General features: G+C 57.8%; 28 protein-coding genes and 2 tRNA genes. 17 read left to right on the forward strand and 13 right to left on the reverse strand.

Annotation, left to right across the window (positions count from 1 at the left end; translation table 11 throughout):
- Positions 1 to 36 precede the first annotated feature (36 nt).
- Genes AC2FI9_RS00830 through fabI form a run of 3 tightly spaced genes read right to left on the reverse strand, consistent with a single transcriptional unit; the run spans position 37 to position 2,590 of the window.
- Positions 37 to 1,212 (reverse strand): aminotransferase, encoded by a 1,176-nt coding sequence (locus AC2FI9_RS00830; protein WP_496764698.1) that lies wholly within the window; start codon positions 1,210 to 1,212, stop codon positions 37 to 39.
- Between the two features lie 57 nt (positions 1,213 to 1,269).
- Entirely contained in the window at positions 1,270 to 1,779 is a 510-nt protein-coding gene (gene gpt / locus AC2FI9_RS00835; protein WP_113790194.1) for a xanthine phosphoribosyltransferase, read from the reverse strand.
- Positions 1,780 to 1,783: 4 nt separating this feature from the next.
- A complete protein-coding gene (gene fabI / locus AC2FI9_RS00840; RefSeq protein WP_496764700.1) occupies positions 1,784 to 2,590 on the reverse strand; it encodes an enoyl-ACP reductase FabI in 807 nt (268 codons plus the stop codon).
- Between the two features lie 135 nt (positions 2,591 to 2,725).
- Here fabI and pdxH point away from each other — a divergent pair, with 135 nt between their 5' ends.
- The 4 genes from pdxH to AC2FI9_RS00860 all read left to right on the forward strand — a co-directional run bounded on the left by pdxH (position 2,726) and on the right by AC2FI9_RS00860 (position 4,575).
- Entirely contained in the window at positions 2,726 to 3,331 is a 606-nt protein-coding gene (gene pdxH, locus AC2FI9_RS00845) for a pyridoxamine 5'-phosphate oxidase (RefSeq protein ID WP_113790196.1), read from the forward strand.
- Between the two features lie 142 nt (positions 3,332 to 3,473).
- Positions 3,474 to 3,980 (forward strand): cold-shock protein, encoded by a 507-nt coding sequence (locus tag AC2FI9_RS00850; protein WP_369934646.1) that lies wholly within the window; start codon positions 3,474 to 3,476, stop codon positions 3,978 to 3,980.
- Positions 3,981 to 3,987: 7 nt separating this feature from the next.
- Entirely contained in the window at positions 3,988 to 4,455 is a 468-nt protein-coding gene (locus AC2FI9_RS00855; RefSeq protein ID WP_496727157.1) for a DUF192 domain-containing protein, read from the forward strand.
- Positions 4,456 to 4,498: 43 nt separating this feature from the next.
- Positions 4,499 to 4,575 (forward strand) — tRNA-Pro (locus AC2FI9_RS00860).
- Positions 4,576 to 4,585: 10 nt separating this feature from the next.
- On the opposite strand, the gene AC2FI9_RS00865 is transcribed toward AC2FI9_RS00860, so the two are convergent.
- A complete protein-coding gene (locus AC2FI9_RS00865; protein WP_496727156.1) occupies positions 4,586 to 5,020 on the reverse strand; it encodes a hypothetical protein in 435 nt (144 codons plus the stop codon).
- 534 nt (positions 5,021 to 5,554) lie between these two features.
- On the opposite strand from AC2FI9_RS00865, the gene AC2FI9_RS00870 reads away from it, so the two are divergent.
- Entirely contained in the window at positions 5,555 to 9,175 is a 3,621-nt protein-coding gene (locus AC2FI9_RS00870) for a vitamin B12-dependent ribonucleotide reductase (protein WP_496764702.1), read from the forward strand.
- 544 nt (positions 9,176 to 9,719) lie between these two features.
- Complete coding sequence (locus AC2FI9_RS00875) at positions 9,720 to 9,965, forward strand: EF-hand domain-containing protein (RefSeq protein WP_108859061.1); 246 nt, start codon at positions 9,720 to 9,722, stop codon at positions 9,963 to 9,965.
- 54 nt (positions 9,966 to 10,019) lie between these two features.
- Here the strand turns inward: AC2FI9_RS00875 and AC2FI9_RS00880 are convergent, their stop codons facing one another.
- Complete coding sequence (locus tag AC2FI9_RS00880; RefSeq protein WP_496764705.1) at positions 10,020 to 11,564, reverse strand: trimethylamine methyltransferase family protein; 1,545 nt, start codon at positions 11,562 to 11,564, stop codon at positions 10,020 to 10,022.
- Between the two features lie 417 nt (positions 11,565 to 11,981).
- On the opposite strand from AC2FI9_RS00880, the gene AC2FI9_RS00885 reads away from it, so the two are divergent.
- Positions 11,982 to 12,500: an outer membrane protein gene (locus tag AC2FI9_RS00885; RefSeq protein ID WP_496727152.1), complete on the forward strand. Its 519-nt coding sequence runs from the start codon at positions 11,982 to 11,984 to the stop codon at positions 12,498 to 12,500.
- A gap of 6 nt (positions 12,501 to 12,506) precedes the next feature.
- Here the strand turns inward: AC2FI9_RS00885 and AC2FI9_RS00890 are convergent, their stop codons facing one another.
- A complete protein-coding gene (locus AC2FI9_RS00890) occupies positions 12,507 to 13,694 on the reverse strand; it encodes a pyridoxal phosphate-dependent aminotransferase (protein ID WP_496764707.1) in 1,188 nt (395 codons plus the stop codon).
- 58 nt (positions 13,695 to 13,752) lie between these two features.
- Positions 13,753 to 14,097: an MmcQ/YjbR family DNA-binding protein gene (locus tag AC2FI9_RS00895; RefSeq protein ID WP_496727150.1), complete on the reverse strand. Its 345-nt coding sequence runs from the start codon at positions 14,095 to 14,097 to the stop codon at positions 13,753 to 13,755.
- A 215-nt stretch (positions 14,098 to 14,312) separates the two neighbouring features.
- Here AC2FI9_RS00895 and cysS point away from each other — a divergent pair, with 215 nt between their 5' ends.
- The 3 genes from cysS to AC2FI9_RS00910 are packed head-to-tail and all read left to right on the forward strand — an operon-like array spanning position 14,313 to position 18,123.
- Positions 14,313 to 15,710 (forward strand): cysteine--tRNA ligase, encoded by a 1,398-nt coding sequence (gene cysS, locus AC2FI9_RS00900; RefSeq protein ID WP_496764709.1) that lies wholly within the window; start codon positions 14,313 to 14,315, stop codon positions 15,708 to 15,710.
- Positions 15,710 to 17,344 carry a citramalate synthase gene (gene cimA, locus AC2FI9_RS00905; RefSeq protein WP_496764711.1) on the forward strand — a complete coding sequence of 545 codons (1,635 nt, stop codon included), beginning with the start codon at positions 15,710 to 15,712 and terminating at the stop codon, positions 17,342 to 17,344. The genes cysS and cimA overlap by 1 nt, the downstream gene beginning before the upstream one ends.
- Positions 17,341 to 18,123: a squalene/phytoene synthase family protein gene (locus AC2FI9_RS00910; RefSeq protein WP_496764713.1), complete on the forward strand. Its 783-nt coding sequence runs from the start codon at positions 17,341 to 17,343 to the stop codon at positions 18,121 to 18,123. Before cimA ends, AC2FI9_RS00910 begins: the two co-directional genes overlap by 4 nt.
- Here AC2FI9_RS00910 and AC2FI9_RS00915 read toward each other — a convergent pair whose 3' ends face one another.
- The gene (locus tag AC2FI9_RS00915; protein ID WP_496764715.1) at positions 18,124 to 18,714 is read right to left on the reverse strand and encodes a YceI family protein; all 591 of its coding nucleotides are present in this window, start codon (positions 18,712 to 18,714) and stop codon (positions 18,124 to 18,126) included.
- Between the two features lie 91 nt (positions 18,715 to 18,805).
- Between AC2FI9_RS00915 and AC2FI9_RS00920 the strand changes: the two genes are divergently transcribed.
- The gene (locus tag AC2FI9_RS00920) at positions 18,806 to 19,222 is read left to right on the forward strand and encodes a MarR family winged helix-turn-helix transcriptional regulator (protein WP_496764717.1); all 417 of its coding nucleotides are present in this window, start codon (positions 18,806 to 18,808) and stop codon (positions 19,220 to 19,222) included.
- Here the strand turns inward: AC2FI9_RS00920 and AC2FI9_RS00925 are convergent.
- Positions 19,219 to 20,436, reverse strand: coding sequence for an MFS transporter (locus tag AC2FI9_RS00925; protein ID WP_058278017.1), 1,218 nt, complete (start codon positions 20,434 to 20,436; stop codon positions 19,219 to 19,221). The two genes, AC2FI9_RS00920 and AC2FI9_RS00925, sit on opposite strands and share 4 nt — an antisense overlap.
- Before the next feature lie 97 nt (positions 20,437 to 20,533).
- Between AC2FI9_RS00925 and AC2FI9_RS00930 the strand changes: the two genes are divergently transcribed.
- Genes AC2FI9_RS00930 through AC2FI9_RS00945 form a run of 4 tightly spaced genes read left to right on the forward strand, consistent with a single transcriptional unit; the run spans position 20,534 to position 22,630 of the window.
- On the forward strand, positions 20,534 to 21,166 hold the full coding sequence (locus tag AC2FI9_RS00930) for a DNA-3-methyladenine glycosylase family protein (RefSeq protein WP_496727143.1): 633 nt from the start codon (positions 20,534 to 20,536) through the stop codon (positions 21,164 to 21,166).
- Positions 21,163 to 21,828 carry an alpha/beta hydrolase gene (locus AC2FI9_RS00935; RefSeq protein WP_496727142.1) on the forward strand — a complete coding sequence of 222 codons (666 nt, stop codon included), beginning with the start codon at positions 21,163 to 21,165 and terminating at the stop codon, positions 21,826 to 21,828. The genes AC2FI9_RS00930 and AC2FI9_RS00935 overlap by 4 nt, the downstream gene beginning before the upstream one ends.
- Before the next feature lie 2 nt (positions 21,829 to 21,830).
- The gene (locus AC2FI9_RS00940; RefSeq protein WP_496764720.1) at positions 21,831 to 22,334 is read left to right on the forward strand and encodes a GNAT family N-acetyltransferase; all 504 of its coding nucleotides are present in this window, start codon (positions 21,831 to 21,833) and stop codon (positions 22,332 to 22,334) included.
- Positions 22,328 to 22,630, forward strand: a complete 303-nt coding sequence (locus AC2FI9_RS00945; RefSeq protein ID WP_496764734.1) for a putative quinol monooxygenase — start codon at positions 22,328 to 22,330, stop codon at positions 22,628 to 22,630. Before AC2FI9_RS00940 ends, AC2FI9_RS00945 begins: the two co-directional genes overlap by 7 nt.
- Positions 22,631 to 22,634: 4 nt before the next feature.
- Here the strand turns inward: AC2FI9_RS00945 and AC2FI9_RS00950 are convergent, their stop codons facing one another.
- Complete coding sequence (locus AC2FI9_RS00950; RefSeq protein WP_496764737.1) at positions 22,635 to 23,060, reverse strand: VOC family protein; 426 nt, start codon at positions 23,058 to 23,060, stop codon at positions 22,635 to 22,637.
- A 31-nt stretch (positions 23,061 to 23,091) separates the two neighbouring features.
- Entirely contained in the window at positions 23,092 to 23,697 is a 606-nt protein-coding gene (locus tag AC2FI9_RS00955) for an rRNA large subunit pseudouridine synthase E (protein WP_496764742.1), read from the reverse strand.
- 213 nt (positions 23,698 to 23,910) lie between these two features.
- Between AC2FI9_RS00955 and AC2FI9_RS00960 the strand changes: the two genes are divergently transcribed.
- Positions 23,911 to 24,495: an HNH endonuclease gene (locus tag AC2FI9_RS00960; protein WP_058278012.1), complete on the forward strand. Its 585-nt coding sequence runs from the start codon at positions 23,911 to 23,913 to the stop codon at positions 24,493 to 24,495.
- Between the two features lie 6 nt (positions 24,496 to 24,501).
- On the opposite strand, the gene AC2FI9_RS00965 is transcribed toward AC2FI9_RS00960, so the two are convergent.
- Both AC2FI9_RS00965 and AC2FI9_RS00970 read right to left on the reverse strand, forming a co-directional pair.
- Positions 24,502 to 24,966, reverse strand: coding sequence for a disulfide bond formation protein B (locus AC2FI9_RS00965; RefSeq protein WP_496764745.1), 465 nt, complete (start codon positions 24,964 to 24,966; stop codon positions 24,502 to 24,504).
- Positions 24,963 to 25,541: a YqaA family protein gene (locus tag AC2FI9_RS00970; protein WP_058278010.1), complete on the reverse strand. Its 579-nt coding sequence runs from the start codon at positions 25,539 to 25,541 to the stop codon at positions 24,963 to 24,965. Before AC2FI9_RS00970 ends, AC2FI9_RS00965 begins: the two co-directional genes overlap by 4 nt.
- A 146-nt stretch (positions 25,542 to 25,687) precedes the next feature.
- Between AC2FI9_RS00970 and AC2FI9_RS00975 the strand changes: the two genes are divergently transcribed.
- A tRNA-Leu gene (locus AC2FI9_RS00975) sits at positions 25,688 to 25,773 on the forward strand.
- Positions 25,774 to 25,821: the final 48 nt, after the last annotated feature.

Here is a 25,821-nt window from a genome sequence, read left to right on the forward strand (position 1 = left end):
GGCCCTGAATACGACGCGCACCGTCGGGGAGCAAGCTCAGAAGGACAGAGCGCCCAGCCGTTCGAACAATTGCCCCAATCCGACGCGGTCCAGATTGGCAAATGCGATACGAACCTGACGTTTTCCGGCTGCATCATCATAGGGCATGAACATTGTTCCCGGCAGCAGCAGGATGCCCGCCTCAGGAACCAATCGCCGGGCCAGTTCGTCGGATGGGATATCGAACGGGTGTTCGAAATAGGCGAAATAAGCGCCCAGACCCAATAGCCGCCAACCTTTGTCCGTCAGGCTTGGCAACAGCTCGGCAATTGCGGCGCGGCGGTCGAGGATCTCATCCCGTTCTCCTGCCAGCCATTGCGACAGGTTCTGCATTCCCCAAAGGGCTGCGTGTTGGCCGATCTGGCTTGGGCAGATGGCGACCGTGTCCAGAAACTTTTCAATCTCGGATAGCAGGTTGGTGCCTGTCGCAATAGCACCGACACGGTGGCCGGTCAGCCTGTATGCTTTGGAAAAGGAATAGAGGTGGATCAGGGTTTGATCCCAGTCAGGCTGTGCGAACAGGTCATGCGGTGGGCCGCTGCGGCTGTCGAAATCCCGATATGTTTCGTCCACGATCAGCCGGATGCCGACCTCCTGCGCAAGATCAAAGAATGCGCGCACCAAAGGGGCAGGGTATTCCACTCCGCCGGGATTGTTCGGGGTCACCAGAACGATGGCGCGGGTTTTGTCGGTGATCAGAGCACAGGCTGCGTCCGGATCGGGCAGCAGGGCGTCATCGGTTGGCAGATCCACCGTCCGAACCCCGGCCATGTCCAGCCACATCTTGTGATTAAAGTACCAGGGCGTCGGAACAATCACCTCGGCATCCTGATCGGTGATCGCTGTGATCGCAGCCGCAAATGCCTGATTGCAGCCCGAGGTGATTGCCACCTGATCGCTGGACACCTGCGCGTCATAGTGTGACCCGATCTGAAAGGCGAGTTCAGTTCGCAGGGCTGGATTGCCCAGAACCGGCCCGTAAAGATGGGCGCTGTCTTCGGTCACGGCAAAGCTGGCAATCGCTTCGCGCAGCGCCAGCGGCGGTGGATCGACTGGGGCCGCTTGGCTGACGTTGATCAGGGGACGGTCATCCGGAAACTCCACCCCGTCCAACCAGCGCCGCGCCTCCATGACCGGAGGAGCAAATGTCGCGGTGGTGCGGGACTGGGTCATGACGGGCCTGTCCTTTGTAAGGCTTTGCCTCACTCTTTGTGGGTTGAGAGGGTCCTTTTAGTCGGTCCCGCGGTAGGGCTCGACATATTGCAGGGCCATATCCCACGGGAAAAAGATCCAGGTGTCCTGGCTGACCTCGGTGATGAACGTGTCGACCATCGGTCGCCCCTTGGGTTTGGCGTAAACCGTCGCGAAATGCGCCTTGGGGTACATTGCGCGCACCAGTTCCAGCGTTTTGCCGCTGTCGACCAGATCGTCGATGATCAGAATACCTTCGCCGTCGCCCATCAGCTGGGCATCGGGGGCTTTCAACACCTCGGCTTCGCCTTGGTCCTGATGGTGGTACGAGCGCACGCTGACTGTGTCGACGGTGCGAATGTCCAGCTCGCGGCTGACGATCATCGCAGGTGCCATACCACCACGGGTGATGGCCACAACTGCGCGCCATGCGCCGTCATCCGGGCCTTGCCCGTCCAAACGCCAGGCCAAGGCGCGGGAATCACGGTGAATCTGATCCCAGCTGATGTGAAACCCTTTTTCGTGGGGCAGGCGATCCTTGGCGCTCATGTCTTTATCCCTTTTCGACGTCAGGTGCGTCGACGGCTTTCATGCCGACAATGTGATAACCCGAATCCACATGCAGGTTTTCACCGGTCACGCCGCTGCTGAGGTCAGACAGAAGATACAGAGCTGATTTGCCGACATCGTCGATGGTCACGTTGCGACGCAGGGGCGAGTTATACTCGTTCCATTTCATAATATAGCGGAAGTCGCCGATACCGCTGGCGGCCAGCGTCTTGATCGGACCGGCCGAGATCGAATTCACGCGGATACCGTCCTTGCCCAGATCCTCGGCCAGGTATTTGACCGAAGCCTCAAGCGCGGCTTTGGCGACACCCATCACGTTATAGTGCGGCATCACCTGCTCAGCACCATAATAGGTCAGAGTAATTGCGCTGCCGCCCTCGGACATCATCTTCTCGGCCCGTTGCATCACGGCGGTGAAGGAATAGACCGACACGTCCATGGTCAGTTTGAAGTTCGCACGCGACGTGTCGACGTAGCGGCCCCGCAGTTCGTTCTTGTCCGAAAAACCGATGGCGTGAACAACAAAGTCCAGCTTGCCCCATTTCGCTTCCAAAGATGTGAAGAGCGCATCAATCGATTCTTCGTCACTGACGTCGCAGGGCAGAACAATTTCGCTGCCAAGCTGTGCCGCCAGTGGATCAACGCGTTTCTTAAGTGCGTCGCCTTGATATGAAAAAGCCAGCTCCGCTCCGGATTCGGACAAAGCACGGGCTATTCCCCATGCGATTGATTTATCATTGGCCAGTCCCATGATGAGGCCGCGTTTGCCGGCCATCAACTGATTTGACATGTTTGGTTCTCCGCCTGTCTTCGCGTTATGTTGGGATGGTTTATGCCATTGGGTGCGCTGCATCAAGGCCGCGCGCTCTTGCCCGTGGCGGGTTCTCGCCCTAGGGTGGACTTTATTAGTTTCCAGGGGATGGGAATGAGCGAACGTAGCGGCATATTTGCCGGCACCGATCCGTTTGAAATAGCGGGGCGGTGGCTGGCTGAGGCCAAAGAGAATGAACCGAACGATCCGGATGCGATCGCTTTGGCGACCGTCGATTCGGACGGCATGCCGAATGTTCGCATGGTTCTTCTGAAAGAGATCGAACCGGCAGCTTTTGTGTTCTACACCAACTACGAAAGTGCCAAGGCGGCCGAGTTAGACAGCGCCGGAAAAGCTGCTTTTGTGATGCATTGGAAATCTCTGCGGCGGCAAATCCGAGTTCGTGGTACAATAACCAGAGAAAGCGGGCCGCAGGCAGATGAGTATTATGCGTCCCGCTCGCTAAAAAGCCGATTGGGGGCCTGGGCGTCCAAGCAGTCTCAGCCTCTCAGCAGTCGCTCGGTTCTGATGGCCGAGGTGGCCAAGGTAACAGCCAAGTTGGGCCCGAACCCGCCACGCCCGCCGTTCTGGGGCGGCTATCGGCTGGTGCCAACCGAAATCGAATTCTGGGCCGATGGGGCCTTTCGGTTGCACGACAGGTTCCGATGGCAGCGGGATCAAGTGGGTTCCGACTGGCAGATACAGAGGTTGAATCCATGACGTTCGCGTATCGTGAAATGCAAGAGGCCGAAAACAAAAGGTTTTTTCAGCTTGAATTTGCGCGCCATTCCCATACACATCGGACCCTTAACGAAATGACAATTTTCGCGATGGGAACGCCGTGCCAGAAGATCTGAACAACATGTACCGCGTCCGTGGACACGTGAAATGGTTCGACCCTGCAAAGGGATTCGGATTTGTTGTGTCTGATGAGGGCGGTCCGGATATTTTGTTGCACGTCAATGTGTTGCGCAATTTCGGCCAAAGTTCGGTCGCGGATGGTGCGGGCATAGAAATCATGACCCATCGCACGGACCGTGGTGTTCAGGCGGTTGAGGTCATCAGTGTCGATCCGCCCGCCCGGACGGACACGATGATGCTGGCTGATTTTGCCGAGCTTGATCCTGTTGAGATCGCCGCTGCCCCGCTAGAGGCCGCGCGAGTCAAATGGTTCGACAAAGGCAAAGGCTTTGGGTTTGCCAATGTTTTTGGCCGCGGTGAAGACGTGTTCCTGCATATCGAAGTGCTGCGCCGCTCCGGCCTGTCGGATCTGCAGCCGGGCGAGGCCCTCGCGATGCGTGTCATTAGTGGCAAGCGTGGACGTATGGCGGCTCAGGTATTGGCCTGGGAAGCTGCTTTGGACGACTGAGTGATTCATGCCAAAGTTTCTTCCGGGTCTATTAGCGATTTTGTTGCTTTGGTCCGGAATGACCTGGGCTGCGTGCAAGCCTGATCAGATCGACATCAAGAACGACTCGGCGCAGATCCGATTCAATATCGAATTGGCGATTAGCCCGCAGGATCGGTCGCGTGGACTGATGTTCCGCGAGTCGCTGCCAAACCGTTCGGGCATGCTGTTCGTTTTTGACCCGCCGCAACCGGTGGTGTTCTGGATGAAGAACACACTGATTCCCTTGGACATCATTTTCATCGATAGGGCTGGGACCGTGACGCATGTTCATCAAGGTGCGATTCCCGGTGATCTGACACCAATCGAAGGTGGCGATTCCGTCTTTGCGGTTCTCGAAATCAACGCGGGACTCGCCGCGCGCTACTCAATTAAGCCCGGAACCGTCATGCGGCACGAAATTTTTTCGCAAGGTCCTGCAATTTGGTCCTGTTAGGGCTTTTCAAATCAGATTGGCATGGTTAGGAAGGCGCACGGTTCGGGGCGTGGCGCAGTCTGGTAGCGCACCTGTTTTGGGTACAGGGGGTCGTAGGTTCGAATCCTGCCGCCCCGACCACTTCTTCCACTTATGTTGGCGATCCACCCAACGCTTGGTAAAGCGCGCCAAGCGCCTTATCCAGCGTTTCGCTTTCCACTGGTACTTTGACCGACGGGCCGCTTTTGCGTGGGACGTTGAAATACAGCTCGGCATCGACACGGTAGCCCGAGTTGTTCTTGGTCGTTGTCAGCCGCATCACGCTTTTGGGCAGGTCCTGAGGGTATCCGTCATAGTTGAGAATCAGAAACGCGGTTGTGTCCGGGGGCAGAAACTCGGTGCATTCAAATACCCGATTCCCGGTTTTTTCAAAGCGCTCGCCCGGGCCGTCGCAACTGATCTCGAACGTGTCGAACAGTTTTTTGGGGTAGCTGTCGAATTGAGCGCTGCGCGCCGGTGGGGGCACATCTTGTGGTGTACAGGCCACGATCAGGGCCAGAATCGGAATTAAACGTAACAACGACATCTGTCCGCTCCCCTTTGAGTGATCGCGCCCGGCGGTTTACCCAGCGCCGCGGTTCAAAATGACCGCTTCGTGATTCTCATTCAACGTAGACACCTTAGCGTTAGATTATCAAATTCCGATAACTGTGCCGGGAAACACAGTTAATTTACCCGCAGGTTTTGGGAATCGACGTGCGCACGTGGTGGATGAACCTGTGGAGGAATCAGAACAGGGTGTCCCGAAGCAAGTTGTCAGAAATGGGTCAACACAAAAGATATCAAAAATGACTTAAAAATGGCGTTGACGATCTATGGGTCGATACGTCAAGTTGTATGGGCCGGAAGGGATGCCACAAAATCTGGTACCAAAACCAGTATAAGGCACAGGGCGAGGGTCGGAAAGCACATCATAGTAACGTGCAACCGTTTGATCGGTTTTGCGCTGCGGAATGCAGCGGCTGGTCAATTGCGCCCAATTTTATACGGCATGGCGATCGGTCCGCGTCTGAGGACCTGACGCTGAAAGACAAGTTGATTGAATCTAGGGCGTGCGGACATGAAGATTGACAGGAAATTTACGAAACCGGGGCAGGACGCTTATGCGGAACTGGACTTTGTCTCAGCAACGTCTGAGATCCGAAACCCGGATGGCACCATCGTTTTTCGCCTGGACAACATCGAAGTGCCCACGCGCTGGAGCCAGGTTGCCAGCGACGTCATTGCGCAAAAGTATTTCCGCAAAGCAGGCGTCCCGTCCAAGCTGAAGAAAGTTAAGGAAAAAGACGTCCCCGAATTCCTGTGGCGTTCGGTCCCCGCCGATGGCGCAGAATTTGATGGCGAGACGTCTTCGAAGCAGGTTTTTGACCGCCTTGCAGGAGCCTGGGCTTATTGGGGCTGGAAAGGTGGCTATTTCTCGACCGAGGAAGATGCGCGCGCTTACTTTGACGAGATGCGTTATATGCTGGCGACACAGCGCGCCGCGCCGAACAGCCCGCAGTGGTTCAACACCGGTCTGCACTGGGCTTACGGAATCGACGGTCCTGCGCAGGGTCACCACTATGTCGACTACAAAACCGGCAAGCTGACCAAGTCGAAATCCGCTTACGAACATCCGCAGCCGCACGCATGCTTCATCCAGTCCGTTGATGATGATCTAGTGAACGAAGGCGGCATCATGGATCTATGGGTGCGCGAGGCGCGCCTGTTTAAATACGGCTCGGGTACCGGGACCAATTTCAGCCACTTGCGCGCAGAAGGCGAAGCACTGTCAGGTGGCGGCAAGTCCTCGGGCCTCATGGGCTTTCTCAAGATCGGCGACCGCGCCGCTGGCGCGATCAAATCAGGCGGGACAACCCGTCGAGCAGCAAAGATGGTAATCGTCGATGCCGATCACCCGGACATCGAGAAATTCATCGAATGGAAGGTGATCGAAGAGCAGAAGGTGGCCTCGATCGTTGCCGGATCGAAGATGCACGAGAAGATGCTGAACGGCATTTTCGAGGCCATCCGCACATGGGACGGCGCGCAAGACGACGCGTATGATCCCAAGAAGAATGATGCCCTGAAGGACGCGGTTCGCGAAGCCAAAAAGGTTGCGATCCCAGAAACTTACATCAAGCGCGTTCTGGACTATGCCAAGCAGGGTCACGACAGCATTGAGTTCCCGACTTACGATACGGACTGGGATTCGGAAGCTTATAGCTCGGTCTCGGGTCAGAACTCGAACAACTCGATCCGCGTGACTAACGCTTTCCTGACCGCAGTTGAGAAAGATGCCGATTGGGAACTGATCAACCGCACCGATGGCAAAGTTGCCAAGACCGTCAAGGCACGCGACCTTTGGGAAAAAGTCGGCCACGCCGCATGGGCTTGTGCCGATCCCGGCATTCAGTTCCACGACACCGTCAATGAATGGCACACATGCCCCAAAGATGGTGAGATTCGCGGTTCGAACCCGTGCTCGGAATACATGTTCCTTGATGACACAGCTTGTAACCTGGCGTCGATGAACCTGCTGACCTTCCTCAAGGATGGTGAGTTCCAGGCGGAAGACTACATGCACGCCTCGCGCCTATGGACCCTGACGCTGGAAATCTCGGTCACGATGGCGCAGTTCCCATCCAAGGAAATCGCGCAACTGTCCTATGATTTCCGCACCTTGGGTCTGGGCTATGCCAACATCGGCGGTCTGCTGATGAACATGGGCTACAGCTACGACTCGGATGAGGGTCGGGCGATCTGTGGCGCGCTGACCGCGATCATGACCGGCGTGGCCTATGCCACCTCGGCCGAGATTGCCGGAGAGCTTGGACCCTTCAAGGGCTATGAGCGCAACGCAGACAACATGCTGCGCGTCATCCGTAACCACCGCCGTGCCTCGCAAGGTGTGACCGATGGGTATGAGAAACTGGCCGTGAAGCCGGTGCCTCTGGACCATGGCAACTGCCCGGACAAGCGTCTGGTCGATTTAGCGATGTCGGCTTGGGACGAGGCGCTGAGCCTTGGCGAAAAGAACGGCTATCGTAACGCGCAAGCCACGGTGATCGCGCCCACCGGCACCATTGGTCTGGTGATGGATTGTGACACGACCGGGATCGAGCCCGACTTTGCCCTAGTGAAGTTCAAAAAGCTCGCGGGTGGCGGCTACTTCAAGATCATCAACCGCTCGGTGCCGTCGGCGCTGGAAAAGCAGGGCTATTCCTCGTCTCAGATTGAAGAGATCGTGGGTTACGCGGTTGGTCACGGCACCATCGGCAACGCGCCGGGGATCAACCACACCTCGCTGACCGGTCACGGGTTTGGCCCAAATGAGCTGGCCAAGGTGGATGCCGCGCTGGAAAGCGCCTTTGATATCCGGTTCGTCTTCAACCAGTGGACACTGGGCGAGGATTTCTGCACCGGCGTTCTGGGCATCCCGGCGACCAAGCTAAATGATCCGACGTTCGATCTGCTGCGCCATCTGGGCTTTACCAAGGCGGATATCGACGCAGCCAATGACCATGTCTGCGGAACCATGACGCTGGAAGGCGCGCCGCACCTGAAGGAAGAGCACTATTCGATCTTCGACTGCGCCAACCCGTGCGGCAAGAAAGGTAAGCGTTTCCTTGGGGTTGATAGCCACATCACCATGATGGCCGCGGCCCAAAGCTTCATCTCGGGTGCGATCAGCAAAACGATCAACATGCCGAATGACGCGACCATCGAGGATTGCCAGAAAGCCTATGAACTCAGCTGGTCGCTGGGTGTGAAGGCCAACGCGCTGTATCGTGATGGCTCGAAACTGTCGCAGCCGCTGGCGGCCGCATTGGTCGAGGACGATGACGAGGCAGCAGAGGTGCTGGAAAGCGGCACGGCCCATGAAAAAGCCGTCGTTCTCGCCGAAAAGGTCATCGAGAAGGTCGTCGTCAAGGAAATCATCCGCAGCCATCGTGAGAAACTGCCGCATCGCCGCAAGGGTTACACCCAGAAAGCGATCGTCGGTGGCCACAAGGTCTATCTGCGAACAGGTGAGTTCGAAGACGGTAAGCTGGGCGAGATCTTCATCGACATGCATAAGGAAGGCGCTGGCTTCCGGGCGATGATGAACAACTTTGCCATCGCAGTGTCGGTTGGCCTGCAATACGGTGTGCCGCTGGAAGAATTCGTCGACGCCTTTACCTTCACCAAGTTTGAACCGGCGGGAATGGTGCAGGGCAACGACTCGATCAAGAACGCGACCTCGATCCTGGATTACATCTTCCGCGAACTGGCCGTGTCTTATCTGGATCGCACCGATCTGGCCCATGTGAAACCCGAAGGCGCAACCTTCGACGATCTGGGCCGCGGCGAAGAAGACGGACTGTCCAACGTATCAGAAATCAGTGACAGCGCTGCGTCCAAATCCTTGGAAGTGTTGAAACAAATCAGCTCGACCGGATATCTGCGCAAACGTTTGCCGCAGGATCTGGTGGTGTTCAACGGCGGCCAACCGGAAGTGAACGGCATGGCAGAACCGGCTGCGCAATTCGAAGCTCCGGTTGCGGAAACTGCCGTTGCCACGGGCATGGACGCACGGACCAAGGCCAAGATGCAGGGGTACGAGGGCGATCCTTGCGGCGAATGCGGAAATTACACGCTGGTGCGCAATGGCACCTGCATGAAGTGCAACACCTGCGGAGCGACCAGCGGGTGTAGCTAAGGAAAACGCCCCGTCAGGCGGGGTGTAGGGATCAGGGTTTCCCCTCGGATGTCCGATCCCGACGAACACGGAACAAGGCGTTGAGACTTACCAAATACGCCTTGGTCCACTCGGTCGACATGCCCGTGTCGACCGGGAACAGGGTGGGGCGGAATATTTGCTCTTTCCCACTCTCTCACGGGACGGGTGCGCTCGTTCCATGCGACGTCCAGGCCGCAGGCAAACAAAACACCGGGCGGTCAACGAATGGAGCCTGGATGGCGAAACTGACAGGGGGCTTCGGCCCCCTTTCTTTTTGCCCCCCGAGTCGGTGATTTAGGCAGGGCCTTGCCGGAACGGCACAGGCGCATCGGGCAAGAACCGCCGAAACGAGGATTGTACGTTTCGCCCAGCGGTTGATTGCAGACGCGACTCGGACAAACACGCGGAGAATGGCGCGAAACAGCGCGTGTTGCCGGGTTGGGGTGACGACGTTCATCGGTTTGGTGTCTGTGGTGCCTGTCCGGACGAAAACACACACAAAATCCACTTAGGAGGCATCACAATGAAACCGCAAAACCTGGCAATCATTTCCGCATTCGTATTGGGCCTGCCGGCGATGGCTGCTGCGCAGTCCTCGGCGGACACCAACGGCGATGGAGTTCTGACCATAGAAGAAGTTCAGGCCGTTCTGCCCGAGGTTGACGCCGATGGTTTCTCGGCGATGGACGCCAACGGCGACGGGTCGCTGGACGCAGATGAAATTGCCATCGCGCAGGAAGCAGGGTTGCTACCGCCCAGCAACGGTTAATCCCGCGAAGGCATCGGCGGCCCGTACCCCCACGGGCCGCCATATTTCAATGGGTTACGCGGGCAAGTAAATGTTGAATCTACCGCGCAGTTCGGCATCCAAAAGCGGATCGAATCTGGCCGGAGACGGCGTCGAGAGGATCTCTTCCTTCCGCTTCACCGCCTTTTCGATCAAATCGGGTTTGCCAATTTCAACCCATTCCTTCGGAGACGACCGGTCGCCAAAAGTCGGGTAGACATAGTCCGCCTGCATGCGGCTCAGCGTTGCATCGGTTCCCAGATAATGACCGGGTCCGCCGATACAGACTTCGGCCATCTGATCCAGTGCCAGCGTTTCGTCCGTCACTTCGATGCCGCGAACACAGCGTTGCGCTTGCCCGATTAAATCATCGCTGAGGATCAGGCTTTCATGGCAGAATCCCAGCAGCGAGGCATGCATGCCTGCGGACTCATACACCATGTTCAAACCTGAAAGCCCGGCCATGACGTTCGAGCACATCTGCTCCCACCCGGCTTGCATGTCGGGCAGTTTCGCATCCGATGCACCGGCGGCCGCGCCGCCCGGCAAGTCGTAGAAGTGGTGCATTTGGGCGCAGCCCGCTGTCAGGAGTGCTTGTTCGCCAGACCCGATGGACATCGCACCTGTGCGCAGATCAAGGCCAAAGGGCCAAGTGCCAAAAATCGCGGGAGCGCCGGGACTTACGGCGTTTACATAAACCAACCCAGCCAGGCATTCGGCGGTGGCTTGCGCGATTGCACCGGCGATTGTCGAAGGCGCTGTGGCTCCGGCCATTCCTGCCGACAGCAGCAAAACGGGCATGCCCGCCTTGATGCATTCTTCCATCACCTCGCAGCTTTCGGTCGCGAACTTCATCGGCGGAACAACAAAGCAGTTCGAGTTCGACATAAAGGGCCGTTCTCGCCACTTATCCTCGCCACCAGCGATCATGTGCAGCATCTCAATCGCAGGGGCCACATGGCTGGGTTCGGTGAAGGACGTGCCGATATGTTTGAACGTTCCGGACGTGGTGGCGTAGACGGTGTTCAAATCCATCTCGAGGTTGTCGGCGATGTCGCGGCACACCATTGGGCGCTGAACAAAGTGAATGTTTTCAAGTTGTTCACAGATTCGGGACGCGTCGTGCAGGTCTTGAAGGGTCGAATCCCGGTATTCCTGGCCGTGCACGTCAACCATGCTGACAGCTGCGCCGGCAGTGCCAAAGTGGACGCGGTTGCCCGACAGTTCCAGATCGGAATTGCCATCCCTTGAATGCAAGGTGACCGAGCGATTGGCCTTGGCGATTGTGTCTTCCACCAAAGCGCGGGGGAAGCGGATACGCCCGTCGTCACCCAAGATACAGCCAGCGCCGACAAGATAGTCGATCCCGCTTTGTGGAGCGTCCGCCAGACCAATTGTTTCCAGCGCGGTCAGCGCGGCCTGGTGAATACGCTCGATCTGCGCCGGGGTCAGCACCTTCAGCGTGCCGCCCTCCATGCCGGGGCGGATCGGGCGCAGATGTTCGGGTAGCGCTGTGGCACGGGCTGCACGGCGCGCGGCACGACCGCCGCTGCGCGATGTATTTCGGGATTGTTCGTTCATAATTTTAGGTCCGGTCGAGAAAGTACGTTCAGGGTGAGTGTACTCAGACCACAACCGGCCGCCCACGCGCGGCACGCCCACGATCCGCACCAATGGTACGGCTGATCAGGCGAATCTTCCAAACGTCACTTTGCATGCGGGTCCTCATTTGGTGATGTGAACTCTCTCAATACGAGGGTGCACAATCTGTCCTGTTTGCGACCTGAGGGGCCAAAAACGAAGTGTTGTGCCCTGTCGGCATCACGTTCTTGCCGTGGGGTAAAGTTTTTTCCCGAATGTGGGAAATTCTGTTAAGCTTCTATCACTTATTTAAGAGTGGTCCGTGATCTCAATGGATTTTTAACGATTGCAGACCAAGTTTTATGTGATGAAGCCTATCGTTTGGTGGGCGCGCTACAAGGAATTTTGGAGAGGTTGATGAAAGCCCTGATGGCCCTCATGACCACTTGCCTGACAATCGGCATTGCACCGGTATATGCAGAGGATTGGACAGGGGCGTATGCGGGCTTCAGCTTTGGCTATGCGGATGTTGATGGCCCAAATAGCTCTGGCGGAAACGACACGACTTTTGGCCCGCTTGTCGGTTATGATCATGACTTCGGTAATTTCGTTCTTGGCGGTGAGTTGGAGTACAACCGGCTCTCGCTTGATCTGGGGCAGGGTGAAGGCAGCGTGGACAGTCTGACCCGCCTTAAGTTGCGCGGTGGTTATGATTTCGGACCGGCCTTGGGCTATGTCGTCGTGGGCGCGGCCCGATTGGATGCGTCACCGGAAAATGACACCGCTGCAGTGTACGGCATCGGAATTGCCTATCCCATCGGCGACAATTTCGTCATCAGTGGTGAGGCCTTGCGACAGAATTTTAACGACGTCACACGAAGCCAGGGCGATATTGACGCCAACGTGTTCAACCTGCGTACAACCTTCCGGTTTTAAGGCCGTCTATTCCGCCGCGTGACTTTCCGCCAAGCCGGTTGCGAATTCGCAGATCGTTCTGAGTGCTGCGGCAAAGCGGTCGTCGTCAATTGTCATAGCAACGCGCACGTGACCTGCCGCCGCCTCGCCAAAACTTTCACCCGGCATGACAGCAATTGCGTGAGTGTCCAGCAGCGCGTTGGCAAAGTCCTCGCCGCTCATCCCGGTGGCCCGAATGTCCAGCATCAGGTACATCGCACCCTGCGCGGGCACCAGGCCGACGATGTTTTGTTGAGCCATAATGTCGACCGCCAATGCGCGACGACGCCGGAACGGGGCAGCGATTTCCTCTTCAAGATCATGACCCGCGCTCAAAGCAAAACTGGCGGCGTCCTGAATGAACCCGGGCACGCCGTAAGTTGTGTGCGTTGCCAGATTGATGAGATGGGTGATCACCTCTTCAGGGCCGACCACCCAACCGCATCGGGACCCGGTCATCGCGTGTGACTTGGACATCGAACCAACGACCAAGGTACGCTCGGCCATTCCGGGCAGGGTACGTGGTGAGATATGCTCACCTTCCCAGACCTGCGTGTCGTAAACTTCATCTGAGATCAGCCACAGGTCGCGGTCACGGCAGACACCTGCGATACCGTTCAGTGTCTCGCGCGAATATACGACGCCAGTGGGGTTGTTCGGGCTGTTGATCAATAGCGAAACCGCACCATCTGCCGCCGCATCGATCTGCTGCGCGCGCGGCTGGAATGCATCCTCGGCGGTGGTCTGGATGGCCCGGGCTGTCGCACCGGCGCCCCGGATCGTGCCGGGGTATGTCGCGTAATAGGGATCGAGATACAGACCGACATCACCGGGATCGCACACCGCCACGTGGGCAGCAAAAAGGGCAGATTGGCCGCCCGGGGTGATCAACACGTTGTTTCGGCTTGTCTTCTGACCAGTGCGGCCCTGAATGCGCGCGGCAACAGTATCGCGCAGCAAATCAGACCCGGGCACCACAGCGTAGCCGGTGTTTCCCTGACGTGCCGATAGATCCATGGCATCCAGAATGGTCGGGTGCGTGCGAATGTCATGCTCACCAATGGTGAGTTCAGTAATGACGTGCCCTTCGCTGATCATCCGGCGCGCGCGGTAAAATACATCCCACCCATCACTGCCACCTCCGGTCAGATGAGTGATACGCTGCGACAGTTTCATGGCACGCTCCGATCTTGTCTTCAGCGCAGAATGGGCCAGAGGCATTGGAAAATGTCAATCAGCTTCGTGGGGGTAAAGTGGACTGCACTTTTTTCGTCAGGGAAGACCGCACCAGATCGTAGGATGTGGCCAGCCGATGACGCATCTCATCCTCGTCACAGCCAAACGGCAGGCGGATCCAGCTGTGATGAAAATAGGGGGCTTTGGTACCGACGCCTGCTTCGATCAGCATCTGAGCTGTCTCGATATCAGGCGTTTTGACGGACACGCCATCGTTGGCGGTGCCGATGCAGGCAAACATCTTGCCGCCAACCTTCCAGGCATCATGGCCTCCGCCCCAAGGGTCGGAAAGGTCAGCGCCTGGAAACGTGCGGCAGATGGAATTGACAAATTCTCGGCTCATGGCCGAAAGGGTGCGCCACCTTGAGATTGAACTCAAGTCTTGGCTGAACGCGTTGTCCATGCTAGGGGGAGGACATGAACCGTATGACCTGCATCATTATCTGCTGCATTACCTGCTGATTTATCAAGCGGGCCGGTTTCTTTCGTTTTCATCCCTGAGACAAGTTGCTAAGCCCGCGCCAAGCGCAAGCATTTGCTGTCTTTAGGAGCCGACCGATGACGACAATCAAACTGCACAACACACGGACACGGGCGAAAGAAGATTTCGTTCCGATCAGTGCCGATAACGTGCGGATGTATGTCTGCGGACCTACGGTCTATGATCGCGCCCATCTGGGCAACGCGCGGCCCGTGGTGGTTTTTGACGTGCTCTATCGATTGCTGCGCCATGTCTACGGCGCGGATCACGTGACCTATGTGCGCAATTTCACCGACGTGGATGATAAGATTAACGCAACCGCGCTGGCACGCCAGAAGGCGGGTGCTGAGGGCACGCTGGAGCAGTTGGTGCAGGAGCGGTCGGATGAAACCATCGGCTGGTATCTACATGACATGGGCGCGTTGGGCGCGCTTGAGCCCGACGAGATGCCGCGTGCGACTCAGTACATCGCGCAAATGGTTGCGATGATTGAGGATTTGATCGCGAAGGGGCACGCCTACGCAGCCGAAGGGCACGTTCTGTTCGCGGTTGACAGCTGGAAGGAACACTACGGCGCTTTGTCTGGTCGGTCGGTGGATGACATGATCGCCGGTGCCCGGGTTGAGGTTGCGCCATACAAGCGGAACCCGATGGATTTCGTGCTGTGGAAGCCCTCGACCGATGAGTTGCCGGGGTGGGACAGCCCTTGGGGCCGTGGTCGTCCGGGCTGGCACATCGAATGCTCGGCCATGAGCTATGAGCTTTTGGGTGAGAGCTTTGATATTCACGGTGGCGGAAACGACCTGATGTTCCCGCATCATGAAAATGAGATCGCGCAGAGCAAATGCGCCCATCCGCACGGTGAGTTCGCGCGATACTGGCTGCACAATGAGATGTTGCAGGTCGAAGGCAAGAAGATGTCCAAATCGCTGGGCAACTTCTTCACCGTGCACGACTTGTTGGAGCAGGGCGTACCGGGCGAGGTGATCCGGTTTGTCTTCCTGCAGACGCATTATCGCAAGCCGATGGATTGGACCGAGAAAAAGGCGCGTGAGGCTGAGGCGACGCTGCGCAAATGGCGGGCGCTGACAGCGGGCATGGAGCCCGCCGCCAGCGCTGCGCCTGCTGTGGTCGCTGCACTCAGCGATGACCTGAACACTGCGGGCGCGCTCACAGAGTTGCACCGTTTGGCTGCAGATGGTGATGCGGCGGGATTGTTGGCGAGCGCACAGGTGCTGGGCCTATTGTTGTCAGAAATGGGAGCATGGGCTGACACAGCGTCGGTGGACCTGTCGTCTCACGCAGATCGGTTGGCCGATGCCCGCGCGAGTGCAATGCAGAACAAGGACTTCTCGGAGGTTGACCGTCTGAAAGCGGCCTATGTTGCAGCAGGGCTGGAAGTACGCATGAGTAAGGACGGGGTCGAACTGGTTCCGGGCACCGGGTTCGATGCGGCCAAGCTGGAGGGCGTATGATGACTAAAGAACGCCTCTACCTCTACGACACTACTCTGCGCGACGGGCAGCAGACACAGGGTGTGCAGTTCTCGACCGCTGAGAAGGTGCAGATCGCGCAGGCTCTGGACGAGTTAGGCGTAGACTATATCGAGGGCGGCTGGCCGGGGGCGAACCCGACGGATAGTGCGTTTTTCGATGCAGCTCCCAAAACGTCGGCCTGTTTGACCGCCTTTGGGATGACCAAACGGTCGGGCCGGTCGGCAGAGAATGACGATGTTCTGGCGGCGGTGATGAACGCGGGTACGCGGGCTGTGTGTCTGGTTGGTAAGTCGCACGATTACCACGTGACCCATGCGCTTGGCATCTCATTGGATGTGAATGTCGAGAACGTACGCGCCTCGATTGCACATATCGTAGCGCAGGGGCGCGAGGCGCTGTTTGATGCCGAGCATTTCTTTGACGGCTACAAGGACAATCCGGCCTATGCGCTTGAGGTCTGTCGGGCCGCGATGGATGCCGGTGCGCGCTGGGTTGTTTTGTGTGACACCAATGGGGGCGCTTTGCCCGCAGAAGTGTCGCAGATCGTGTCCGAGATGGTCGCGGCGGGCCTGCCGGGGGACCGGCTGGGTATCCATACCCACAACGATACGGAAAACGCGGTGGCCTGTTCTTTGGCGGCTGTCGATGCGGGCGCGCGGCAGGTTCAGGGAACCTTGAACGGATTGGGAGAGCGTTGCGGAAATGCGAACCTGACCTCATTGATCCCGACGCTGCTGCTGAAGGAACCTTATGCATCGAACTTTGACATCGGCGTCAGTGTCGAAGCGCTGGCGGGTCTGACCCGCGTCAGCCGCATGCTGGACGAGATCCTGAATCGGGTGCCCAGCAAGCAATCGGCCTATGTCGGGGCGTCCGCATTTGCGCACAAGGCAGGGCTGCATGCCAGCGCGATCCTCAAGGACCCGACGACCTATGAACATGTGGATCCGGCGTCGGTTGGGAACACACGGATCATTCCGATGTCGAACCAGGCGGGGCAGTCGAACCTGCGCCAGCGCTTGATCGAGGCCGGTTTGTCGGTCGAACCCGGTGACCCGTCCCTGGGCCGTATCCTCGAACGGATCAAGTTGCGTGAGGCGGAAGGTTATTCCTACGACACCGCGCAGGCCAGCTTTGAGCTGCTGGCGCGGGACGAACTGGGTCAACTGCCTCAATTCTTTGAGGTAAAGCGGTACAAGGTCACCGTTGAACGGCGCAAGAACAAGTACAACAAGATGGTCAGTTTGTCTGAGGCCGTTGTTGTGGTGAAGGTCGATGGTGAAAAGAAACTGTCGGTCAGCGAGTCTCTGGATGGGTCCGGCGGTGACCGGGGTCCGGTGAACGCGCTGGCCAAGGCGCTGGCCAAGGATCTGGGGCAGTATTCGCGGATATTGGATGATATGCACTTGGTCGACTTCAAGGTACGTATCACGCAGGGCGGCACCGAGGCCGTGACCCGCGTCATCATCGATAGTGAAGACGGGCAGGGGCGCCGGTGGTCCACCGTCGGCGTCAGCGCGAACATAGTCGACGCCTCGTTCGAGGCGTTGCTGGATGCGATCCAATGGAAACTCGTGCGCGATTGCGGCCCACAGTCGGCAGTCGCCGAGTGAGTGCGCCTTTTGACGATGACGTCAAGGCCTGTGCCGCGCTGTTGCATCGGGCCGATCCCGACCGGTTCATGGCGGCCATGGCGGCACCAGTGTCCGCCAGGGCGGTGTTGTTTCCGATCTATGCGTTAAATATCGAGGTCGCCCGGGCACCTTGGGTGACGCAAGAACCGATGATTGCCGAGATGCGCCTGCAATGGTGGCGCGATGCTTTGCAAGAGATTGCCGAAGGTCCAACCGTGCGTCGGCATGAGATCGTTACGCCGCTGTCGCGTGTCTTGTCCCCTCATCTTGCGTCGATGATGGATGAATATGTGGCCGTAAGGCGTTGGGATATCTATCGCGACCCGTTCGAGGACGAAGATCATTTCGACGCGTACATAAACCACAGCGCGGGCACGCTCACGGTGGTAGCGGCACAAGCGCTGGGGTCGGCGGATGAGGATGTCGTGCGGGACTTTGGCTATGCCGTTGGGGTCGCCAACTGGTTGCGCGCCATTCCGGATCTGGAAGCGCGTGGGCGAATTCCGCTGCTGGATGGCACGCCTGCGGGTGTTCAGCGTCTGGCTGAAAAAGCGTACGGGCGTTTGAAACGGGCACGTACTCAACGACACTCGGTTTCGGCAAAAGCTGCTGCCGCGTTGCATGCCGGTTGGCAAACTGAATTGGTTCTAAAACAGGTTATTGCGCGCCCGGACAGGGTCGCCTCTGGAACCCTTGGGCCGGGTGAAATCCGCCGCCGCCTGTCGCTGATGGTCCAGGCGGCAACGGGGCGCTGGTAATTACTCCCAGCCGCCGGCGCGCATTTCGGCCGAGATTTTCAGTTGCACCAAGTCTGACGTTCCCGGGGCAAACATCCCGACGCCATACTCGCTGCGCAAAAGCTGGCCAGCGGCTTCGACGCCAACCCAGTCACCTTTGTAGTAATCGAAAAATCCGGCCAGGGGATGTTCGCCCATGAAGGTCAGGTCGATCTCAAGCGTTGCGGGCTTGGTCTGATCCTTGATTGTCAAATCACCGATCATTTGCAGGGTGCTTGCACCGGTTTGCACCGCCGAGGTCGAGACGAATTTGATGTTTGGGTAAGCTTCGACATCGAAGAAGTCACCGCTTTTGAGGTGATCGTTGAGCGGCCCCCAACCGGTTTCGACACTTGAGGCGTCGATTGTGATATCCGCGCTGGTTGCGGTGACATTTTCGGGATCAAACTCGACGGTGCCGGATACGGCGGTCCATTCGCCGGATTGTTCGGTCAGTCCCGCGTGGTTGTAATAGAACCGGATTTCCGTGTGACTTTGATCAAAGTGATAGGTTTCAGCAAGGGCTGGCGTGGCCAGTGCCAAAACGAGGGCAGATGCGGTAAACAGCTTCATGACATTTCTCTGATTTGCAGGGTTGATAATTAACATGTAAATGCATCTAAAATGATGAGCAAAGGAAAACCACAATCCTCGCGGAGGCGTGATGAGCGGATTTGAAGAACGAGAGGCGGCCTGGATCGCTCTGAACCAGACACGCACCCGGATCTTTTCCCGGGCTGAGCGCGCGCTGGTGGCAGCGGGATATCCACGGCTGCACTGGTATGACGTGTTGTGGGAGTTGGAACGAGCACCAGACGGCCTGCGACCTAAACAGCTGGAGCAGCAATTGCTGTTTGATCAGTCCAGCTTTTCCCGTCAGGTCGCACGGATGGCGGAGGACGGATTGTTGACGCGCCATGCTGCAGCGGGGGACGGACGGGGAAAAATCCTGCGCATTACCGACAAAGGCCGTACCCTGAGACGGCAGATGTGGGATATCTACCGCATGCACATTGATGAGGGGATCGCCGAGGCACAGAAATTAGGTGCTTTTGCACCGATACTGAACCTTAACGATTAGGCTGTTCGGGGCCGCATCGTCAGCCACAAAAGCGCGCCGCCCGCCAAAGTCAGAAGGGGGATCATCGCGACGTTCACCGCGGTCCAACCTTCGATCGGAGAGCCGCCAGAACAGTTCATCAGCCCGCCTGAAGCCAGCGAGGCAAACGTGACGCCACCAAACACCAGCAGGTCGTTCAACCCCTGCATGCGTCCGCGCTCGCTGACGTCGTGCGATTCAGCCAACATGGTGGTTGCGCCGATAAAACCAAAGTTCCAGCCGATGCCCAGCAGGATCAGCGCGACAAAGAAATTACCCAGCTCAACGCCCTGTAAAGCGACCACTCCGGCCGCGGCAAGAATGAGTAGGCCCAGTGCCACGATCCGTTCGACCCCAAAACGTGCGATCAACTGTCCGGTGAAAAAGCTGGGAATATACATCGCCAACACGTGGCTGGTGACGACATCCGCCGCGTCATTGGCGCTGAACCCGCAGCCCACGACGGCCAGCGGTGTCGACGTCATCACAAGGTTCATCAGCGCGTAGGACACCATGGCGCAGATGATCGCAACCGCGATGCGCGGCGTCTTCAGAAGCTCGATCCGGGACCGACCTTTGGGGGCATCAGCGGCAGGTTTGGGCGGGGTCGGGATGTCGAGGAAAAAGAACAGAGCCGAGCCAATGACGTTCACTGCGATGACAGCGATATACGTACCGAGAAAAGGGATGACATACGCGGTCGAGGTCAGTTTGACGATCTGAGGCCCGATGATTGCCGCTGCCAGACCGCCCGCCATGACATAGGAAATCGCTTTGGGACGGAAATCGTCCGATGCGGTGTCAGCGGCGGCAAAGCGGTAGAAACCGTGCGCGCTCATGTAAATGCCGGTCAGCAGGCTGCCAGCAAGAAACACCGGGAATGACCCCAGAAACAAGCCATAGGCGCCGACAAGCCCACCGCAAGCGCCCGCCGTTGCCCCCACCAGAAATCCAGCGCGCCGCCCCCAGCGTTGCATGATGGCCGAGATCGGTGTCGCCGCCAGCATTGATCCAAGCACGATCAAAGATATGGGCAGAGTCGCCAGGCAGGGATTGGTTGCCAATGACTGTCCGGCCAGCCCACCGACGATAAAGATCATCGGCATCTGTGCGCCAAGCAAGGCCTGCGCGGCCACCAGAACGGCGACATTCCGTTTGGCCTGACTATTGTCGGAGGGGGTGGCAGTCATCGTCATGAGCACATGCGTAATGGCGAAAACGATTGTGCACAAGCGGGTTGCATCTGCGGCAAAGCGGCCTAACGTGCAGTCGATCATCGAGGCCGGAGAGCACATGTCCGTTGGACGGATCATAGAAACACCCGACTGTGTGGAAGAAGGCGCGACATGGCTGGCCGAAAGCTGCCCGCGCATGGCCTATGCGATGGAACAGACCGGTCCGTTGCCCTTGCGCCGTCGCCCGGACGGGTTTGCGCAACTGCTTAGCGCCATAGTCAGCCAGCAGGTGAGTGTGGCCTCGGCCAATGCGATCTGGAACCGGTTGAAGGATGCGAAACTGACCGGCCCGCGTAAAATCATGTGGGCCACCGACGATGATCTGCGTGCAGTTGGGTTGAGCCGCCAAAAAATCCGGTATGCCCGCGCTTTGGCTGAGGCGCGCATTGACTACAAAGCCTTGCGGGACGTTTCAAACGAAGACGTGGTGGCGATCCTGACCGAGGTGTCGGGTATTGGCGTCTGGACGGCCGAGATTTATGCGATGTTCTCTTTGGGTCGTGCCGACGTGATCGCGCCGGGCGATCTGGCGCTGCAAGAGGCCGCGCGCATCTTATATGATTTGCCCGACCGGCCTACCGACAAACAGCTGCGCCAGATGGCCGAGGCATGGTCGCCCTGGCGGTCGGTTGCGGCGCGGGTTTTGTGGGCCTATTACCGGGTGGCAAAAGAACGAGAAGGGATCAGATGACACGGGTTTTGAATGCGCTCCGAAAAGAGCCGGTTTCGGGCGATACACGCTCGGTCGTGGTGTTCGTGCACGGCTATGGCGCCAATGGGGCCGATTTGTTGGGGTTGGCCGATCCGTTGGGTGAGCATCTGCCTGACACGTTGTTCGTGTCACCCGATGCGCCGGAACAGATCCCCGGAATGCCTAACGGATATCAGTGGTTTCCGATCCCGTGGATTGATGGCTCATCCGAAGAAGAAGCACGCCGTGGCATGGAAATGGCCGTTGAGGATTTCAACGCCTTCCTTGATGCCCTGATGGTGGATGAAGATGTGCTGCCCGAACAGGTGGTTCTGTTTGGGTTCTCGCAAGGTACGATGATGAGCCTGTACGTCGCCCCGCGCCGCGAAGACCCGGTGGCTGGGGTCGTTGCCTTCTCGGGCCGGTTGTTGGAACCGGATCTGCTGCCCGACGAAACCGTCAGCCGGATGCCCATCCTTCTGGTGCATGGCGATGCCGACGACGTCGTTCCGCCACAGTCGTTGCCCGAAGCTGCCGAAGCGTTGCAGGCCGCAGATTTCAAAGAAGTTTACGCGCATGTCATGAAGGGCACCGGCCACGGGATTGCCCCCGACGGTCTTAGTGTCGCGCTTGCCTTCATGCGCGACAAGCTGAGCCTGTAGCCATGATCGCGGTTCGTCCCATGATGCCTGAGGACGTGGCAGTTGCCTGCCGAATTCTCAACGAAATCATTGCTATCGGCGGGACGACCGCGTTTGAAACACCGTTTTCCGAGGCGCTGTTTGCTCAAGTCTACCTGAATGGCGCAGACAAAATCTGTTGCCACGTTGCCCTTGATGAACAGGGTGAGGTGGCCGGGTTTCAATGGTTAGGTACCAATGAGGACTTGCCGGAAGATTGCGCGGATATAGCGACTTTCACCCGGCGAGAGCCGGTGTTGAAAGGGGCAGGGCGGGCGTTGTTCTCTGAAACCGCGACCTATGCCGCGGCCCTTGGGTTCAGCGCGCTCAACGCGACGATCCGGGCCGACAACCGGCAGGGGCTTAGCTATTACGACAAGATGGGTTTCCGCGACTACTCGGTCACTTATGCTGTTTCTCTGCAAGACGGAACGCCAGTCGACAGGATTTCGAAACGGTTTGAATTGAAGAAGGGAACGACATGCTGATAGTCACCGGAACGGTTGAAGTGTCGACAGATGGCGTCGACAAAGCCCTTGAGGCCGCACAGAAAATGGTCGCCGAGACTGTGAAAGAGGCCGGCTGCCTGATCTATGAATTCAGCCAGATACTCGGGCAATCCAACAAGTTCCGTGTTTATGAAGAATGGCAGGATCAGGCCGCGCTCGAGGCGCATTTCGCTGCCCCGCATATGGCCGAGTTTCAAGCTGTTCTGGGCGAAGTGGGCGTTGTTTCGAGCGACATCTACCGGATTGTCGGGGGAGAAAAACAACCGCTGCGCTAGGGTCTCAATCCCACAGGTGACCTTCAGCGAATTCCACCGAGTTTCCGGCGGGATCCCGAATATACAGCGATCGTGCCCCGCTTGGCCAATCAAACTCGGCGTCTATGGGGATGTTCCACTCCAGCAGATGCTTGCGCATTTCGTCTATCTCTGTCCGCGATAAAGTCATGCAGACGTGACCGGGACCGCGTGCGCCATGTGGCGGGACGGGAAGCTTCGGATTCTCCGGCGGCTTTGCCGTCTCATCTGCGTTGAACAGCAACAACACCGATCCGCCGACGCGGAAAAATACATGTCGGTTCGCGACGCGTTGAATACATTCTAACGCCAGTATTTCACCATAGAATCGTTCGGCCGCGTCCAGATCGCCAACATAAAGCGCGGCCTCAAGGATACCCTCTGGAGATGGTGTGCTTCGGGTGACTTTCATGCCTTAAGTCTATTACAAAAGGACGTTTTTGTCACCTGCGCGGTCGGCGGTCCCGTTTGCGCTTCGGTGCGGAATCCAATGTAGGGGCCGTCAAGCTGTCCCATTGGCCGGGCGCCAACCCCTCCAGCGTCCAGTCCCCGATCCGGGCGCGGATCAGGCGCAGGGTGGGATGACCGACCGCTGCCGTCATACGTCGAACCTGCCGGTTGCGGCCTTCGCGCAAGGTCAGCTCGATCCAGCTATCCGGTATAGTTTGGCGGACGCGGATAGGTGGGTTTCGTGGCCACAGGCCTTCGGGCTCATCCATCAACCGGGCTTTGGCCGGGCGCGTTTTTCCATCCTTCAGATCGACCCCGTCGCGCAGAGCCTTCAGGGCGGCAGCATCGGGTGAACCTTCCACCTGAACCCAATAGGTTTTGGGCATCTTGTGCTTGGGGTCCGATATTTGCGCCTGCAACCGGCCGTTGTCAGTCAGCAGCATCAGGCCCTCGCTGTCGCGATCCAGCCGCCCAGCCGGATACACACCTGGCAGGTCGATGAAATCCGACAAAGTGCTGCGCGGCGTCTCTGCATTTGCGCGGTCAGTAAACTGCGGCAACACATCGAAGGGTTTGTTGAATCGTATGAACCAGCTCATGATCCCGCCATAGCCTGCCAGAGGCAGAGAACGCAACCTGTGGATAAGTGTCACGCCTCTGTTACGGATTCGGCATACTCAATACCCGAGATGTTGTGGAAACTCAGGGCTTGTCAGAGTTTTAACACGATATATAGTTAAGTTAAGGCCGGGGCGGGTGTTCCCCGCTCTGGTGTCAATAACGGGCAGAGCAGAGTGAGGAGCGATTCCGATATGGACGGAGAATTCAGGACCGAATTTGTCAGGGAACCGGGTGCCCTAAAGCACCATCCGGCATTGGTTTTGAACGCCGATTATCGCCCATTATCCTATTACCCACTGTCCCTGTGGCCCTGGCAAGAAGCGATCAAGGCGGCCTGGCTGGACAGGGTGGATATCGTGGCCGAGTACGACGAGGTCGTCCGAAGCCCAAGTACCGAGATCCGAATACCGTCGGTCGTTGTCCTCAAAGACTATGTAAAACCCAGAAAGCGCGTGGCCTTCACGCGCTTTAATTTATTTTTAAGGGACGAATTCCGCTGCCAGTATTGTGGAAGCCGGGACAACCTGACCTTTGACCACGTTGTACCGCGGGCTGCCGGGGGTGTGACCAGTTGGCAGAACGTTGTGGCGGCGTGCAGTCCCTGTAACCTGAGGAAGGGGTCGAAGTCGCTGCGGCAGGCGGGCATGTCGCTGCGCAAACCGCCGCGTCAGCCAGATGCCGAGGCGCTGCGAAACATCGGGCGCAAGTTCCCCCCGAACCACCTGCATGACAGCTGGATCGACTTTCTGTATTGGGATGCCGAACTGGACGCGTAGTAAGGCTTATTTTGCGCGGAACGCAGCCAGCCAGACCAAAACCAGACCAGCTGAGAGCAGGGCGTTCCACCCGGCCATCGACAGGCCGAACATCTCCCACGGGATATCATCGCAGCGCACAAGTGGCGCGGACATGATCTGATCCATCAATTCTTCAGCGGACAACCCGCCAATATCGCCTGACGTGCAGCTGGTTGGACCTTCCCACCATTTCTGCTCGACACCTGCGTGGTACATGCCAATCCCGGCTGTCACCATCGCGGCAACCGCACCCAAAAGCGGCAGGGGGCGAATGCCTGGAAAGGCAAAGGCCAACACGCCAATTAGAACAGCCGCGGCGTGGGGATAGCGTTGCCAGATGCACATTTTGCACGGGGCCATACCGCCCAGGTGTTGAAACGCCCATGCGCCTAACAACAGTGCGGCGGAACCGCCTGCCGCAATCAGAATCAACAGTTTTTTGCGTGTCATAAGAACTTCACCGCTAAGAACCCACCGAACAGCAGGATGACAAACAGAGTGAACATAAGCCCCAGACGCTTTTCGATGAAGTTGCGAATGGGTTCACCAAAACCCCAAAGCAGCCCGGCAACAACAAAGAACCTGAGCGCGCGGGCCAAAATCGACGTGGCGATGAATGTGCCCAGCGGCATGCCCGTCCAGCCGGACATGATGGTGATGACCTTGTACGGGAAAGGGGTAATACCTGCGCCCAACACGGCCCAGAATCCGAAGTCATTGAACTTGGTGTTGAACTCTTCCATGGCATGCGCCTTACCCATGGATTCGAGGATGGGTTGGCCGATGCTTTCATAGAAGAACGCGCCGATCGCATATCCCAACATACCGCCCAGCACCGACGCCACCAGAGCGACCGTTGCAATCAACCATGCACGCGACGGGCGGGCCAGGATCATGGGAATCATCAGAACGTCCGGGGGAATCGGAAAGAACGAGCTTTCGACAAATGCAACAATGGCTAGAGCCCAAAGCGCGTGCGGGTGTTCGGCCAGACGAATGGTCCAGTCATAGAGCGATCGCAACATCAGATGTTAAAATCCCGTTCCTTTGTTGCGTCAGCCAAACCATGCGCCTGATGGGCCGTCAACCGTGCCTGAAGAAAACAAACTGAATATCGGTTGTTTTTTGCCTCTGGACCTTCCCGAATATGAGCGCTAATCCAGTGTTCGTGGCCCAAGTGGCGGAATGGTAGACGCAGGGGATTCAAAATCCCCCGTCCTAACGGACGTGCCGGTTCGAGTCCGGCCTTGGGTACCAAGGTAAAAACAGAGGGTTAGGGAAACCTGCTCTCTGTTTTTTCTTTTC

It is taken from the genome of Ruegeria sp. CDSA246 (assembly GCF_059611225.1).

Coding starts and splice junctions, on each gene's coding strand:
- AC2FI9_RS00830 (WP_496764698.1), bottom strand. CDS start 1,212: ATGACCCAGTCCCGCACCACCGCGACATTTGCTCCTCCGGTCATGGAG.
- gpt (WP_113790194.1), bottom strand. CDS start 1,779: ATGAGCGCCAAGGATCGCCTGCCCCACGAAAAAGGGTTTCACATCAGC.
- fabI (WP_496764700.1), bottom strand. CDS start 2,590: ATGTCAAATCAGTTGATGGCCGGCAAACGCGGCCTCATCATGGGACTG.
- pdxH (WP_113790196.1), top strand. CDS start 2,726: ATGAGCGAACGTAGCGGCATATTTGCCGGCACCGATCCGTTTGAAATA.
- AC2FI9_RS00850 (WP_369934646.1), top strand. CDS start 3,474: ATGTACCGCGTCCGTGGACACGTGAAATGGTTCGACCCTGCAAAGGGA.
- AC2FI9_RS00855 (WP_496727157.1), top strand. CDS start 3,988: ATGCCAAAGTTTCTTCCGGGTCTATTAGCGATTTTGTTGCTTTGGTCC.
- AC2FI9_RS00865 (WP_496727156.1), bottom strand. CDS start 5,020: ATGTCGTTGTTACGTTTAATTCCGATTCTGGCCCTGATCGTGGCCTGT.
- AC2FI9_RS00870 (WP_496764702.1), top strand. CDS start 5,555: ATGAAGATTGACAGGAAATTTACGAAACCGGGGCAGGACGCTTATGCG.
- AC2FI9_RS00875 (WP_108859061.1), top strand. CDS start 9,720: ATGAAACCGCAAAACCTGGCAATCATTTCCGCATTCGTATTGGGCCTG.
- AC2FI9_RS00880 (WP_496764705.1), bottom strand. CDS start 11,564: ATGAACGAACAATCCCGAAATACATCGCGCAGCGGCGGTCGTGCCGCG.
- AC2FI9_RS00885 (WP_496727152.1), top strand. CDS start 11,982: ATGAAAGCCCTGATGGCCCTCATGACCACTTGCCTGACAATCGGCATT.
- AC2FI9_RS00890 (WP_496764707.1), bottom strand. CDS start 13,694: ATGAAACTGTCGCAGCGTATCACTCATCTGACCGGAGGTGGCAGTGAT.
- AC2FI9_RS00895 (WP_496727150.1), bottom strand. CDS start 14,097: ATGAGCCGAGAATTTGTCAATTCCATCTGCCGCACGTTTCCAGGCGCT.
- cysS (WP_496764709.1), top strand. CDS start 14,313: ATGACGACAATCAAACTGCACAACACACGGACACGGGCGAAAGAAGAT.
- cimA (WP_496764711.1), top strand. CDS start 15,710: ATGACTAAAGAACGCCTCTACCTCTACGACACTACTCTGCGCGACGGG.
- AC2FI9_RS00915 (WP_496764715.1), bottom strand. CDS start 18,714: ATGAAGCTGTTTACCGCATCTGCCCTCGTTTTGGCACTGGCCACGCCA.
- AC2FI9_RS00920 (WP_496764717.1), top strand. CDS start 18,806: ATGAGCGGATTTGAAGAACGAGAGGCGGCCTGGATCGCTCTGAACCAG.
- AC2FI9_RS00925 (WP_058278017.1), bottom strand. CDS start 20,436: ATGACGATGACTGCCACCCCCTCCGACAATAGTCAGGCCAAACGGAAT.
- AC2FI9_RS00930 (WP_496727143.1), top strand. CDS start 20,534: ATGTCCGTTGGACGGATCATAGAAACACCCGACTGTGTGGAAGAAGGC.
- AC2FI9_RS00935 (WP_496727142.1), top strand. CDS start 21,163: ATGACACGGGTTTTGAATGCGCTCCGAAAAGAGCCGGTTTCGGGCGAT.
- AC2FI9_RS00940 (WP_496764720.1), top strand. CDS start 21,831: ATGATCGCGGTTCGTCCCATGATGCCTGAGGACGTGGCAGTTGCCTGC.
- AC2FI9_RS00945 (WP_496764734.1), top strand. CDS start 22,328: ATGCTGATAGTCACCGGAACGGTTGAAGTGTCGACAGATGGCGTCGAC.
- AC2FI9_RS00950 (WP_496764737.1), bottom strand. CDS start 23,060: ATGAAAGTCACCCGAAGCACACCATCTCCAGAGGGTATCCTTGAGGCC.
- AC2FI9_RS00955 (WP_496764742.1), bottom strand. CDS start 23,697: ATGAGCTGGTTCATACGATTCAACAAACCCTTCGATGTGTTGCCGCAG.
- AC2FI9_RS00960 (WP_058278012.1), top strand. CDS start 23,911: ATGGACGGAGAATTCAGGACCGAATTTGTCAGGGAACCGGGTGCCCTA.
- AC2FI9_RS00965 (WP_496764745.1), bottom strand. CDS start 24,966: ATGACACGCAAAAAACTGTTGATTCTGATTGCGGCAGGCGGTTCCGCC.
- AC2FI9_RS00970 (WP_058278010.1), bottom strand. CDS start 25,541: ATGTTGCGATCGCTCTATGACTGGACCATTCGTCTGGCCGAACACCCG.